Genomic DNA, 14,104 nt, shown 5'->3' with positions numbered 1-14,104 from the left:
ATTTTGTATGATATTAAATTAAATACCCGAATTTTTAAAAAAATTTTCAAATTATGCAGGAAAAAGGAAAAATACGTTGAATTATTAACAAAGGTTTTTCATATGGGGGAAAAGGTGGTGAACAGAATGGAAGTTACAGACGTAAGATTGCGCCGCGTAAATACCGAAGGTCGTATGAGAGCGATTGCATCAATTACGTTGGATCATGAATTTGTTGTTCATGACATACGTGTTATTGATGGAAATAATGGTCTCTTTGTTGCGATGCCGAGTAAGCGTACTCCGGATGGAGAGTTCAGAGATATTGCACACCCTATTAATTCTAATACACGCGGAAAAATCCAAGATGCTGTATTAGCAGAATATCACCGATTAGGTGAATTAGAAGTTGAATTTGAAGAAGCTGGAGCTTCTTAAAAATAATGAAAAAGACTTTGCATATAGTTGCAAGGTCTTTTTTACTGGATTGCTACTATACTCCCCCATAAGTAATTACTACCTTAATTCTATTCTCCGATTTTTTCTTTCACAGTTAATTACATGAGGTTCTTAAATTTAGACCTTCTTCAATATAAGGAGCATAATAAATGGGGAAAGCACCTACCATTCCTATGCAACTTATTAGTCTAATCCCTATGATTTTTGTGTTAATCGAGAAGGTAATATTCGATTACAATATCTTAGATACAAAACTATGATAAAATTAGAAATATTATGTACTTAGATTTGTTATCTTGAAATGATGGTAATTTTAAGATATATTCGTTATGGATAAAAACGCATGAAACGTTTAATAATAGGTAGCTAAAAAGGTTTAAATAAATAAATGGAGGCCAAATGAATGGAAAATCGGTACGCAGTTATTTTAGCTGCAGGACAAGGTACACGAATGAAATCTTCCCTTTATAAAGTACTACATCCTGTTTGTGGAAAGCCAATGGTACAGCATGTTTTAGATCAAGTCTCAAAGCTGGATTTGACGAAAATTGTAACGGTTGTAGGGCACGGTGCTGAAAGGGTAAAAGCAGAGCTAGGGAATACGAGTGAATATGCACTTCAAAGTGAACAATTAGGAACTGCTCATGCTGTTATGCAAGCTTCGTCATTTTTAGAAAATGAAGAGGGAACGACAATCGTGATATGCGGTGACACACCTCTTATTACTTCTGACACAATGTCAGCTTTATTAGCTCATCATAAAGAAACGAATGCGAAGGCAACAATTTTAACAGCTAAGGCTGATGATCCAACAGGATATGGCCGAATTGTTCGTAATAATGAAGGAACAGTCGAAAAAATCGTAGAGCATAAAGATGCATCTGAATTAGAAAGAAGTATTACGGAAATAAATACTGGTACATACTGCTTTGATAATAAAGAATTATTTCAAGCATTAGCAAACGTTTCTAATGATAATGTTCAAGGAGAGTACTATTTGCCGGATGTAATAGAAATCCTAAAAAAAGAAGGCAAGGTAGTTTCGGCTTATCAAACAGATTCATTTGATGAGACATTAGGTGTTAATGATCGAATTGCTCTTTCTCAAGCAGAAAAAATTATGAAACGTCGGATAAACACTGAACATATGAGAAATGGTGTTACTTTAATCGACCCTGAGAATACATATATCTCTCCTGATGCAGTAATAGGTCGTGATACAGTTATTTATCCAGGTACAATTATTTCTGGTTCTACGACGATTGGTGAGAATTGTATTATCGGACCAAACAGTGAAATTAAGGATTGCACTGTATTAAATGAAACAACAATTCGACAATCAGTTGCACATGACAGTCATATTGGAAATCGTGTAGCGATTGGTCCTTTTGCACATATTCGTCCATTATCGTCCATTTCTGATGAGGTGAAAATCGGAAACTTTGTTGAAATTAAAAAGTCAACAATCGGAAAAGGAAGTAAGGCTTCACATCTAAGTTATATTGGGGATGCAGAGGTTGGTTCTGATGTAAATCTTGGTTGTGGTTCAATAACTGTTAACTATGATGGGAAAAATAAATTCCTAACGAAAATTGAGGATGGAGCATTTATTGGATGTAACTCGAATTTAGTTGCACCGGTTACAGTCGGTGAAGGTGCATATGTAGCTGCAGGTTCAACAATTACGAGTGATGTACCAGGAAAAGCATTATCAATTGCGCGGGCACGCCAAGTAAATAAAGAGAATTATGCTGACCGAATAAATAATAAAAATTCCTAATGGAGGTTTTCACTTAACCATGTCTAATCGCTATGGAGATTCAAATCTAAAAATATTCACATTAAACTCTAATCCAGCTTTAGCTAAAGAAATCGCCGATATTGTAGGGGTGGACTTAGGAAAGAGTTCTGTCACACGATTTAGTGATGGAGAAATTCAAATTAACATCGAGGAAAGTATCCGTGGCTGTGATGTATACATTATTCAATCAACAAGCGGTCCTGTTAATGAACATTTGATGGAACTATTAATCATGATAGATGCATTAAAGCGTGCTTCTGCAAAAACGATTAATATTGTCATTCCGTATTATGGATATGCTAGACAAGACAGGAAGGCAAGAGCGAGAGAACCAATTACAGCAAAGCTTGTAGCAAATCTAATTGAAACAGCTGGTTCTACTCGTGTTATTACATTAGACATGCATGCTCCACAAATTCAAGGATTTTTTGATATTCCAATTGACCACTTAATGGGTGTACCAATTTTAGGGGAATATTTCCTTGAGAAAAATTTAGAGGACATTGTCATTGTTTCTCCAGACCATGGTGGTGTAACACGTGCGCGTAAACTAGCTGATAAATTGAAAGCTCCAATTGCGATTATTGACAAAAGACGTCCAAGACCGAATGTAGCTGAAGTGATGAATATTGTTGGTAACATTGAAGGAAAAACAGCGATTCTAATCGATGATATTATTGATACAGCTGGGACAATTACGTTAGCAGCAAATGCTCTTGTAGAAAATGGAGCAAAAGAAGTATTTGCTTGCTGTACACACCCTGTTTTATCAGGCCCAGCAATTGAGCGGATTCAAAATTCAAAAATAAAAGAACTAGTTGTGACGAATTCAATTGCCATGCCAGAGGAAAAAAGAATCGACAAATTGGTTGAATTATCAGTAGCACCTTTAATTAGTGAAGCGATTATTCGCGTGCATGAGAAACAATCTGTAAGTTTATTATTTGATTGATAAAATAATGCTTATTCCTAAAATAATAAGGACTTCGAATTTGAACAATTCGAATCAGTCACTTAATTATAATGGAATAAGCCTTTTTTATATTGCGTATCATGTTTATCCCTTCTTATTTTTGGGCAAACCATTATGGTGAAGAACATTGAGTAGGAGGGTGTAGAAATGACAACAATACAAGCGATTAATAGACATGAATTTACAAGATCGGCAAAAAGGAAAATTAGAGAGGCTGGACAAATTCCGGCAATTGTTTACGGGAAGACAACAGAAAGCAAGCCTGTCGCAATAGATAGTATCCAGCTATTGAAAACGATCCGAGAGGAAGGGAAGAATACAATTATCGATTTAAATGTTGATGGTTCTTCCCAAAATGTGATGCTATCAGACATGCAAACAGATCCGTTAAAAAACGAAGTAATCCATGTTGATTTTCAAATTGTTGATATGAAAGCAGATATTGAAGTAAATGTCCCAATTCAGTTAATTGGAGAGGCACAAGGTGTGAAAGATGGTGGGGTGTTACAGCAATCCACTCATGAAATTACAATTAGTGCTAAACCAGGTGATATACCTCAAACAATTGATGTTGATATTTCAAATTTAGCTGTGAATGAGGCGCTTTTATTGAAGGATGTAGTGAAAAATGGAAGCTACACATTCATCCAGGATGGGGATTTAGTAATTGCGTCCATCCTTCCACCACAGCAGGAGGAAGAAATTGATAGCGGTGAGGAACAAGAACCAGGAACTCCTACAAATGAAGAAGGGCGCGAGGAATAATACAAAACGGGTTTATGGTTGACTGTTTGGCTAAGTGAAACTCCTTCATGCAAAACAGTGTGTCTTAAGCAGTGGATACGCCGAATAAGCCTGAAGGAAATTAACCACACAACACTAGTTATTTAAGTAGCTATAACATTTACGTAAACTGTGCTGTAAACATATGATTTGAAAAAAGAAGACAATAAGTGTCAGTTCTCAGAGGATGTCTTATGTAGAACGATTTTCTACAAATGATCATGAGTACTGACACTTTCATTTATTGACACTTCTTTTTGTGCTAATGTTATATAATAATAGTAGTAAGTACAATTAGATACAGAATTAGGAGGGTTTCGATATGAAACTTATAGTTGGTCTAGGAAACCCTGGTAAACAATATGAACATACAAGACATAATGTAGGTTTTATGGTTATTGATAAGCTCGCAAAAGAATTATCGATCCCGCTAGATCGCAAAAAATTTAATGGGTTATATGGAATGGGTCATATTTCAGGTGAGAAAGTCATATTATTAAAACCACTTACTTATATGAATTTATCAGGAGAATGCATACGTCCTTTAATGGATTACTATGATATAGACAATGATGAAATCGTTGTAATTTATGATGACCTCGATTTGCCTGTAGGAAAAATTAGATTAAGAACAAAGGGCAGTGCAGGTGGACATAATGGAATTAAATCTATGATTTTACATTTGGCAACACAGGAATTTAATCGTATTCGCATAGGTATCGATCGCCCCAAAAATGGTATGAAGATAACTGATTATGTATTAGGGCGCTTTACAGAAGAAGAACAAGCAGACCTGATTGATACAATAAATCGTTCAGCAAATGCTTGTGAAAAATGGGTATCATCATCTCCATTTACTCAAGTAATGAATGAGTTTAATTAAACGGAATATTACGGCATATACAATAATAAAACATATAGTGAAGGAACTCTTATAGTCTTTATTTGATAGAGTAGCTCATATGTATATCATTCCTGTAAAACGTACATACTAGGAATAAATAACCTTTTTCAGGAGGTACATATGGCTCTGCATTATCATTGTAGACACTGTGGCGTTAAGGTAGGAAGCATTGATAATATATCAGTAACGAGTGAGCAGCTTGGCTTCGATCACTTGAATAATGAAGAAAGACAAGAGATGATAACGTATCAGCAAAATGGTGATATTCACATAAAAACAATTTGTGAGGATTGTCAGGATGCATTAAATCGTAATCCCGACCTTCATCAATATGAACGTTTTATTCAATAAGAGCTTTGGGCAAATCCCAAAGCGTTTTTCTGTTGAGATCTTCCCGAGAAAGGGATTTTAATCAATATATTGCATGATATTTTAAATAAACAATCTATGACTTTATCTGAGAGGAGGGCTAATCTTGATTAGTTTGCAGACTTATTTTACTGAGACGGATGATTATAAAACGATTGTTTCAGGAATAGAAGAAGGACTGAAAGAACAGTTAGTTGCTGGCTTATCTGGTTCTGCAAGGACTGTATTTACTTCAGCTCTTTATAATGGATTAAATAAATCACTATTAGTAGTTACACATAATCTTTATCAAGCACAAAAGGTATATGAAGATTTGGTTAACCTTTTGAATGAGGATGTTTATCTTTACCCTGTTAATGACTTAATTGCTTCTGAAATCGCCATTGCTAGCCCTGAATTAAAGGCACAAAGGATTGAAGTGTTGAATAGGTTGGCGGAAGGAAAGCAAACTGTTGTCGTTACTCCTGTCGCTGGTATAAGACGATTGCTGCCACCGATGGATTTATGGAGAGAAAGTCAAATTCGTTTGACGGTTGGACAAGATATTAATCTTGATAGTCTTCTAAATAAAATTAGTTCCCTCGGGTACGAAAGAACGGACATGGTAAGCTCACCTGGGGAATTTAGTGTTCGTGGCGGTATTTTAGATATCTATCCACTTACAGAGGAGCATGCGGTACGAATTGAGCTGTTTGATACAGAGATTGATTCGATACGAACATTTAACAGTGAAGATCAGCGGTCAATTCAAATGCTTAAGGATATATCAATTGGTCCTGCAAATGAAATGATTATAAATAGTGGAACGAAAGAAAAAACGATTCAAGCTGTTGAGACTGGATTAGCAGCAAGTCTAAAAAAATTAAAAGATGAAAAACAAAAGGAGCTTTTACTCGAAAATATCCAATTTGATTTGGAGCGTTTACGTAACGGACAGTTTGAACAGGATCTTTTTAAATATTCGTCGCTCTTCTATGATAAGGCTACTAGTTTACTAGACTATTTTCCAAAGAAATCTATCGTTATTTTGGATGAAATTGGTCGTATTCATGAAACATTTGATCAATTAAATAAGGAAGAGGCTGAGTGGTTTACTAGCCTGCTTGAGGATGGCAAAATACTACATAACGTAAAGCTATCACATTCTTATGTAGACGTCGTTTCAAAATCCACTCACTCACTCGTTTATCTATCATTATTTTTGCGACATGTACCACATACGAGTCCGCAAAATATTTTGAATTTGTCATGTAAGCAAATGCAAAACTTCCATGGGCAAATGAATGTCTTGAAAAATGAGTTAGAGCGTTGGAAGAAATCAAACTATGCCGTTGTTTTTCTAGGAGTAAATGATGAAAGAACTAAAAAACTAGAACAGGTTTTAGAAGACTACGAAATCACAACAACGACAATAAAAAAAGGAGCTGCTCTTGTTAGCGGAAAGGTCTTTATTATGGAAGGTGACCTGCAAACAGGCTTTGAACTTCCTATGCAAAAGCTTGCCGTGATTACTGAAGAGGAGTTATTTAAGAAGCGAGTTAAGAAACAGGTTAGAAGACAGAAGCTTTCGAATGCGGAGAGAATTAAGAGCTACTCTGAGCTTGAAATTGGTGATTATGTCGTACATGTCAACCATGGGATAGGGAAATATCTTGGAATTGAAACATTAGAAATTAACGGTATTCATAAAGATTATTTAAATATTCGTTACCAAGGTAGTGACCAATTATATGTCCCAGTAGATCAAATTGATCAAGTACAGAAATATGTTGGTTCAGAAGGCAAAGAGCCTAAAATTTATAAGCTTGGCGGAAATGATTGGAGAAAGGTTAAAAAGAAAGTTGAATCATCTGTCCAGGATATAGCGGATGATTTAATTAAATTGTATGCGGAAAGGGAAGCTAGTGAAGGATATGCATTTTCTCCAGACGGCGAAATGCAAAAAGAATTTGAATTGGCCTTTCCATACCAGGAAACAGAAGATCAGCTCCGTTCAATTCAAGAAATCAAACGAGATATGGAACGAATCCGTCCAATGGATAGACTCCTTTGTGGAGATGTAGGTTATGGAAAAACAGAGGTTGCGATTAGGGCTGCTTTCAAGGCAATAGCTGATGGGAAACAGGTAGCATTATTAGTGCCTACAACAATTCTAGCTCAGCAGCATTTTGAAACAGTTCGTGAAAGATTTCAAGATTACCCAATTACGATTGGGCTATTAAGTAGATTCCGAACTAGAAAAGAAATAACTGAGACAAAAAAAGGGTTGGCGAATGGTACAGTCGATATGGTGATTGGTACACATCGATTATTATCAAAGGATATAACCTACAAGGATTTAGGTTTACTTATTATTGATGAAGAGCAAAGATTTGGTGTAACTCATAAAGAGAAGATAAAGCAATTAAAGACAAATGTAGATGTACTTACACTAACAGCAACGCCAATACCGAGGACGTTACATATGTCCATGCTAGGCGTTCGTGATTTATCGGTAATTGAAACACCGCCAGAGAATCGCTTTCCTGTTCAAACTTATGTTGTCGAGTATAACGGTGCGCTTGTAAGAGAGGCAATCGAAAGAGAACTAGCGCGTGGTGGTCAAGTATTTTTCTTATATAACCGTGTGGAGGATATTGAGCGTAAGGCAGAAGAGATTTCAATGCTCGTTCCTGATGCAAGAGTAACCTATGCGCATGGAAAAATGACGGAAAATGAGCTTGAGTCAGTAATGCTAAATTTCCTTGAAGGTGAGTACGATGTTTTAGTAAGTACAACGATTATTGAAACAGGTGTAGATATTCCGAATGTTAACACGTTAATTGTTAATGATGCAGATAAGATGGGATTATCTCAGCTTTATCAGCTTCGAGGAAGAGTAGGTCGCTCAAATCGTATAGCATATGCTTATTTCACTCATCGAAAGGATAAAGTGTTAACAGAAGTAGCAGAAAAAAGGCTTCAAGCGATTAAAGAGTTTACAGAATTAGGATCTGGTTTTAAAATTGCAATGCGAGATTTGTCAATAAGAGGTGCAGGGAATTTATTAGGCGCTCAACAGCATGGATTTATTGATTCAGTAGGATTTGATTTATACTCACAAATGTTAAAAGAAGCAATTGAAGAAAGAAGAACAGATAAGCCTAAGGAAAAAGTAATTGATGTTGAAATTGATTTACAGGTAGATGCATATTTACCACAGGATTATATTTCTGATGGTCGTCAAAAGATTGATATGTATAAGCGTTTTAGATCAATAACATCGTTACAAGAATTAGAGGAGCTTCAAGAGGAAATCGTCGATCGATTTGGAGAATATCCAATTGAGGTTGATTATTTATTCCAAATAGCAACGATTAAAGTATTTGCTATGCAAGAACGTGTCGAGCTTATCAAGCAGGAAAAGGAAATTGTAAATATTTTAATTGAAGAAGAAGCGAGTAATCGAATTGATGGTCATCTTCTTTTTGAACTAAGCTCAAAGCACAGCAGAACAGTTGGTCTTGGAATGGACGGAGGAAGACTGAAAATTACCGTTAATACAAAGGGATTATCAGAACAACAATGGTTAGCTATTATAAAAGAGCTATTAAATGGATTAGCTCATGTGAAAAAAGAGGGAATCACACAAAACTAATTGGTTTACCACACAATATGTTTGGTTAAGCTGAATAATTTTACGACGAACAAAAAATATGAAAAAATCACTTTCTTATGTATATTACAAAACATGTGTAGGATACTAAATTCAACAAATGGTGATTGTTACATAAAAAGAAAACTCCTGTCATATCTTTGAAATCTTGTCGAATAAATCATAACTAAATTAAATGTAAATTCACTAAAAAACAGGGGTTTAAAAACAATCATCTTTTTTCCTATCATCCGATGAAAGTGAGGCAACATAAGATGAAAGCAACTGGTATAGTTCGTCGTATTGATGATTTAGGTCGTGTAGTAATTCCAAAGGAAATTCGGAGAACACTCCGAATTCGCGAAGGAGATCCACTAGAAATTTTTGTTGACCGCGATGGTGAAGTGATCTTAAAAAAATACTCACCGATAAGTGAACTAAGCGATTTTTCAAAGGAATATGCAGATGCACTTTATGACAGTTTAGGTCATCCGGTATTAATCTGTGATCGAGATACGTATATAGCGGTTTCAGGTGGTTCGAAAAAGGATTACTTAAATAAAAACATTAGTGAAGTTGTCGAGCGGGTAATGGAAGAGAGAAGTTCTATCTTAAAAACAGATGGTGGAGAAACTCAGATTATCCAAGGGGTAAGTGAGGAAGTTAAATCGTATACGATTGGACCAATTGTCGCTAATGGTGACCCAATCGGAGCAGTTATCATTTTTTCGAAGGACCAAGCAATTGGTGAGGTTGAGCATAAAGCAGTTGAAACAGCTGCTGGGTTTTTAGCTCGCCAGATGGAGCAATAATCGTAAGAAAAAGGGGTAGCAAATGGGCTACCTTTTTTTTATGCTTGAAAATTGGCAATTTATAGCATGGTAGAGCACCTTCATTACCAAGTAGTGTAAAATGAGTGTGGTATAATGGCAGATAGAAGAAATGAGAGGAGAAGGACATGAACGTCCAGAAAAACAGTATAAATCTTGCAATGCAAGGAGCGGTTATTCTAACGATTGCAGGGATTATTACAAAAGTTCTAAGTGCAGCATATCGAGTTCCCTACCAAAATATTGTAGGAGATATCGGTTTTTATATTTATCAGCAAGTCTATCCCTTTTACGGGATGAGTGTCATTCTGGCAACCACTGGTTTTCCAGTTATGATTTCAAAGGTTATGATGGACTACGGATATGGTAAGTCATTGAAAATACGCTCGAAAATTTTGGCGGTTTCCTTTATCTATTTATTTATAAGCGGTCTTATATTATTTTTATGTCTTTACCTTTTTTCTAATCATATTGCGATTTTTATGGGAGATGAACAGTTAGCACCACTCATCCGAATTGCGTCAATAGCCTTTATTATTATTCCGTTTGTTTCAATTTTTAGAGGATACTATCAATCACAGCAAATAATGGAGCCAACTGCTACATCACAAGTTGTTGAGCAGGGCGTAAGGGTTTCTATTATTTTGTTATCCTCATATTATTTAGTTAGAGCAGGCTATAATCAGTATGAAGTTGGATTCGGTGCATTAATAGGCTCTGTTATTGGAAGTGTTGCAGCATTTGGTATTTTGCTTGTTTTATGGAGAAAAAAAGGGAGTCAATCAAAAATAAGTTGGAATATGACTGCCCCTATATCGACAGGTAAAATTTTATTATCGTTAGTGACGTATAGTTGGACGATTGCGTTTAGTAGTTTATTGTTAATTTTTATCCAGCTTATTGATGCGCTTAATTTGTATGCGTTATTAGTTGAGGGTGGAATGGATAAAATGGTTGCGAAGGAAACAAAGGGAATATATGACCGAGGACAACCGTTAATTCAGTTAGGAACTGTTGTTGCAACTTCATTAGCACTGTCGTTAGTACCACTGATTGCAAGAGCAAAAATATCAAATCGGATTCAGCTAATATGGGAAAAAATAAATTTATCAATAAAACTTTGTCTTGTTGTAAGTGCAGGTGCTTCAGCAGGCTTAATTGCGGTGATGAAGCCTGCAAATGTTATGTTATTTACAGACAATAAAGGTTCTTTAGTTCTTATGGTCTTAAGTATATCGATTTTATTTACATCTCTTTGTTTAACGGTTTTTTCAATTTTGCAGGGACTTGGGTTTGTTTTTATTCCTGCTTTTGCCGTACTTGTAGGTGTAGCAGGTAAATATGCCTTGAATTTATCACTCATACCGAAATATGGTGAAATAGGAGCGGGAGTTTCTACGGTTATCTCCTACTGCATAATCGCATTGATTGTCATGGTGTATTTAGCGCGTAAGGGTTTTCCGTTTAGTGATTTGAAGAGTATTGGTAAAATAGGACTCTCGATCGTGGTTATGCTATGTTTCGTAATTGGATTATTAAATGGGGCAGAACTCTTTTTTGATTTAGAGAATCGACTTCATGCAACATATATAACTTTTATTGCCATCATTAGTGGTGGAGGTATTTATCTTTGGTCTATTTTTAAGACAAACGTTTTTACGAAGGAAGAACTACAATACATACCTTTTATAAAGAAATTTGTAAAAGAAGAAAAGAGGGTTATAAATGGCAAAGGAAATTAAAATTGTCGGACTAGGTGCCGGGGACCTTAACCAATTGCCTTTTGGAGTGTATCGACTATTAACTGAGACTAAGCATTTGTTTTTACGCACAAAGGAACATCCGGTTATAGATGAATTAAACGAGACGATTACCTATCGATCATTTGATGATGTTTATGAAGCAAATCAGGACTTTGAAGACGTCTATCGAAATATTGCTAATATCTTATTGGAAGAAGCGGAAGTAGAAGACATTGTTTATGCAGTGCCAGGACACCCTTTAGTTGCTGAAAAAACCGTTCAAATATTGTTAACTGAAGGGAGACAAAAAGGTTATACAATCATTGTACAAGGTGGACAAAGCTTTATAGATGCAATGTTTCAAGCACTCGAAATTGACCCTATTGAAGGATTTCAGCTAGTTGATGCATTAGGGCTAGAAAGTGAGCATCTTCAATTACGAGGGCATCTTATCATCACTCAAGTATACGATCAAATGGTAGCTTCAGAGGTTAAATTAACACTAATGGAACAATTACCTGATGAGTATAAGGTAAAAATTGTTACAGCAGCAGGCAGTAGTCTTGAACAAATTAAGGAAGTGCCTCTTTATGAACTAGATCGTGAGGTGTCAATTAATAATTTAACGAGTATATATGTTCCTCCTGTTGAAAACCAAGAAATACTGTATCATCAATTTTCTGAGTTCCGTAAGATTATTGCTAAACTAAGGGGGCCAAATGGCTGTCCATGGGATAAAGAACAGACTCATCAATCGTTAAAAAGATATCTAATTGAAGAATGTTACGAATTGATAGAAGCGATTGAAGAAGAAGATATAGACCATATGATTGAAGAGCTTGGTGATGTTCTTTTACAAGTTGTCCTACATGCACAAATCGGTGAAGATGAGGGAATGTTTTCGATCAATGACGTAATCAAAGAGGTTGCAGATAAAATGGTTCGTAGGCATCCACATGTATTTGGTGATATGACTATCAATTCGACAGATGATGTTTTATCTAATTGGGACAAGATTAAGCAGGGAGAAAAGGGAGGCTTAGAAACAAGTTCGATCCTTGATCACGTTTCAAAGGCACTTCCAGCATTATCAAGAGCTTATCAGCTACAGAAAAAGGCTGCAAAGGTTGGGTTTGATTGGCCAGTAATTGAAGAAACATGGGAAAAGGTAAAGGAAGAAATAACGGAATTTGAAATGGAATTAAAACAAGATGCCAACGGGAAAAATGCGATGCAGGAATTTGGAGATGTCTTATTTGCCCTAATAAATGTTGGTAGATATTATAATATTGAGCCTGAAGAAGCATTAATTTCGACAAATAGAAAATTTTATAATCGATTTCGTTATATTGAAACTAAGGCATTAGAAAGTGGGAAAAGTCTCCAAGACATGTCGTTGGAAGAGATGGATCACTTTTGGGATGAAGCAAAGAAAATAGATAAAGAGGGATAGAAGATGAGACTAGATAAATTTTTAAAAGTATCACGATTAATTAAACGAAGAACGTTAGCAAAAGAAATTGCGGATCAGGGGAGAATTTTAATAAATGGCGTTGCTGGAAAAGCAAGCTCAAATGTGAAAATCGGTGATGAGCTACTTATTCGATTTGGTCAAAAATTAGTAACGGTTGAAATTTTGGATATTAAAGAGACGACTAGAAAAGAAGATGCAGCTGATCTCTATCGAATTGTGAAGGAAGAGAAAGTCAGTCAAGATTAACTTAAATTTATAACATAACACCTATAAAATCTATTAATAAATAGCGATTCCATTTCAATAGAGCTTGTTCTAAAACGCATTCTAACGACATAACATGTAGAAGAAAACGACTTAGAATGCGGAGGTAGCTATGAATAATTATTATGATAATCATTCATCTGTCAATAAAGGTCCAAACCTAGAGCATGACGTTATCATGAAAGGGAGAAAGCTGATAGAGATTACAGGCGTTAAACAGGTTGAAAGCTTTGATAGCGAGGAGTTTCTCTTAGATACAGTGATGGGGGCTTTGGCTATTCGTGGACAAAATCTTCAAATGAAAAATCTTGATGTAGATAAAGGGGTAGTATCAATAAAAGGAAGCCGGATATTTGATTTAATCTACTTAGATGAACAGCATGGGGAGAAGGCTAAAGGACTCTTTAGCAAGTTATTTAAATGAGCTTAACAACTCAATTTTATACAATGCTGGCAATGGTTGGTATGGGGGGATGGCTCGGAGCTGCTCTTGATACATATGGTCGCTTTTTAAAGCGACCATTAAGGGCAAGATGGGTTGTCTTTATTAATGACTTATTGTTTTGGCTTGTACAAGGACTCATACTCTTTTATCTATTGCTACTCGTTAATGAGGGCGAATTAAGAATCTACATCTTCCTTGCTGTTCTTTGTGGTTATGCTGCCTATCAAAGTCTTCTCAAAAAAATATATTTACAGCTACTTGAATTATTCATACAGACAAGCCTAACGATTTACCGTTTATTCATTAGAGCTGGCCAACTTATGATTGTGAAACCGATCGTTGGAACTATCCAGCTTTTAATCGCAATTATTTTAGGAGCTGTAAATATTTTATGGAAATTAATAAAATGGGGATTTAAATTTTTATGGTCATTGGTTAAAATTTTAT

The 14,104-nt window shown here is 35.6% G+C and carries 13 protein-coding genes; all 13 read left to right on the top strand.

Going from position 1 to position 14,104, the window contains the following annotated elements:
• Positions 1-126: 126 nt before the first annotated feature.
• On the top strand, positions 127-417 hold the full coding sequence (gene spoVG, locus HU235_RS24525) for a septation regulator SpoVG (RefSeq protein WP_046517517.1): 291 nt from the start codon (positions 127-129) through the stop codon (positions 415-417).
• Between the two features lie 424 nt (positions 418-841).
• Positions 842-2,218, top strand: a complete 1,377-nt coding sequence (gene glmU, locus HU235_RS24520; RefSeq protein WP_174881889.1) for a bifunctional UDP-N-acetylglucosamine diphosphorylase/glucosamine-1-phosphate N-acetyltransferase GlmU — start codon at positions 842-844, stop codon at positions 2,216-2,218.
• A gap of 19 nt (positions 2,219-2,237) precedes the next feature.
• Positions 2,238-3,191, top strand: a complete 954-nt coding sequence (locus HU235_RS24515; RefSeq protein WP_095303497.1) for a ribose-phosphate diphosphokinase — start codon at positions 2,238-2,240, stop codon at positions 3,189-3,191.
• A 168-nt stretch (positions 3,192-3,359) separates the two neighbouring features.
• Entirely contained in the window at positions 3,360-3,977 is a 618-nt protein-coding gene (locus HU235_RS24510; protein ID WP_145585116.1) for a 50S ribosomal protein L25/general stress protein Ctc, read from the top strand.
• Positions 3,978-4,317: 340 nt separating this feature from the next.
• Positions 4,318-4,878, top strand: coding sequence for an aminoacyl-tRNA hydrolase (pth, locus tag HU235_RS24505; protein WP_174881888.1), 561 nt, complete (start codon positions 4,318-4,320; stop codon positions 4,876-4,878).
• A 141-nt stretch (positions 4,879-5,019) separates the two neighbouring features.
• Positions 5,020-5,250: an anti-sigma-F factor Fin family protein gene (locus HU235_RS24500; protein ID WP_095303502.1), complete on the top strand. Its 231-nt coding sequence runs from the start codon at positions 5,020-5,022 to the stop codon at positions 5,248-5,250.
• A gap of 124 nt (positions 5,251-5,374) precedes the next feature.
• A complete protein-coding gene (gene mfd / locus HU235_RS24495; protein WP_145585121.1) occupies positions 5,375-8,905 on the top strand; it encodes a transcription-repair coupling factor in 3,531 nt (1,176 codons plus the stop codon).
• 272 nt (positions 8,906-9,177) lie between these two features.
• Positions 9,178-9,714: a stage V sporulation protein T gene (gene spoVT, locus HU235_RS24490; protein WP_174881887.1), complete on the top strand. Its 537-nt coding sequence runs from the start codon at positions 9,178-9,180 to the stop codon at positions 9,712-9,714.
• A gap of 146 nt (positions 9,715-9,860) precedes the next feature.
• Positions 9,861-11,474 (top strand): putative polysaccharide biosynthesis protein, encoded by a 1,614-nt coding sequence (locus tag HU235_RS24485; RefSeq protein WP_174881886.1) that lies wholly within the window; start codon positions 9,861-9,863, stop codon positions 11,472-11,474.
• Positions 11,458-12,927 (top strand): bifunctional methyltransferase/pyrophosphohydrolase YabN, encoded by a 1,470-nt coding sequence (yabN, locus tag HU235_RS24480; RefSeq protein ID WP_174881885.1) that lies wholly within the window; start codon positions 11,458-11,460, stop codon positions 12,925-12,927. The genes HU235_RS24485 and yabN overlap by 17 nt, the downstream gene beginning before the upstream one ends.
• A 3-nt stretch (positions 12,928-12,930) precedes the next feature.
• Complete coding sequence (locus HU235_RS24475; RefSeq protein ID WP_095302775.1) at positions 12,931-13,194, top strand: RNA-binding S4 domain-containing protein; 264 nt, start codon at positions 12,931-12,933, stop codon at positions 13,192-13,194.
• A gap of 130 nt (positions 13,195-13,324) precedes the next feature.
• Entirely contained in the window at positions 13,325-13,636 is a 312-nt protein-coding gene (yabP, locus tag HU235_RS24470) for a sporulation protein YabP (protein WP_095302776.1), read from the top strand.
• Positions 13,633-14,104, top strand: a 472-nt coding sequence (yabQ, locus tag HU235_RS24465; protein WP_174881884.1) for a spore cortex biosynthesis protein YabQ, incomplete at its 3' end; no start/stop codon positions are given. The genes yabP and yabQ, both read left to right, overlap by 4 nt.

Origin of the sequence: Metabacillus niabensis (assembly GCF_902829255.1) — a bacterium.
Taxonomy (GTDB): Bacteria; Bacillota; Bacilli; order Bacillales; family Bacillaceae; genus Metabacillus; species Metabacillus niabensis.
This window is presented reverse-complemented; position numbering and strand designations above follow the sequence as displayed.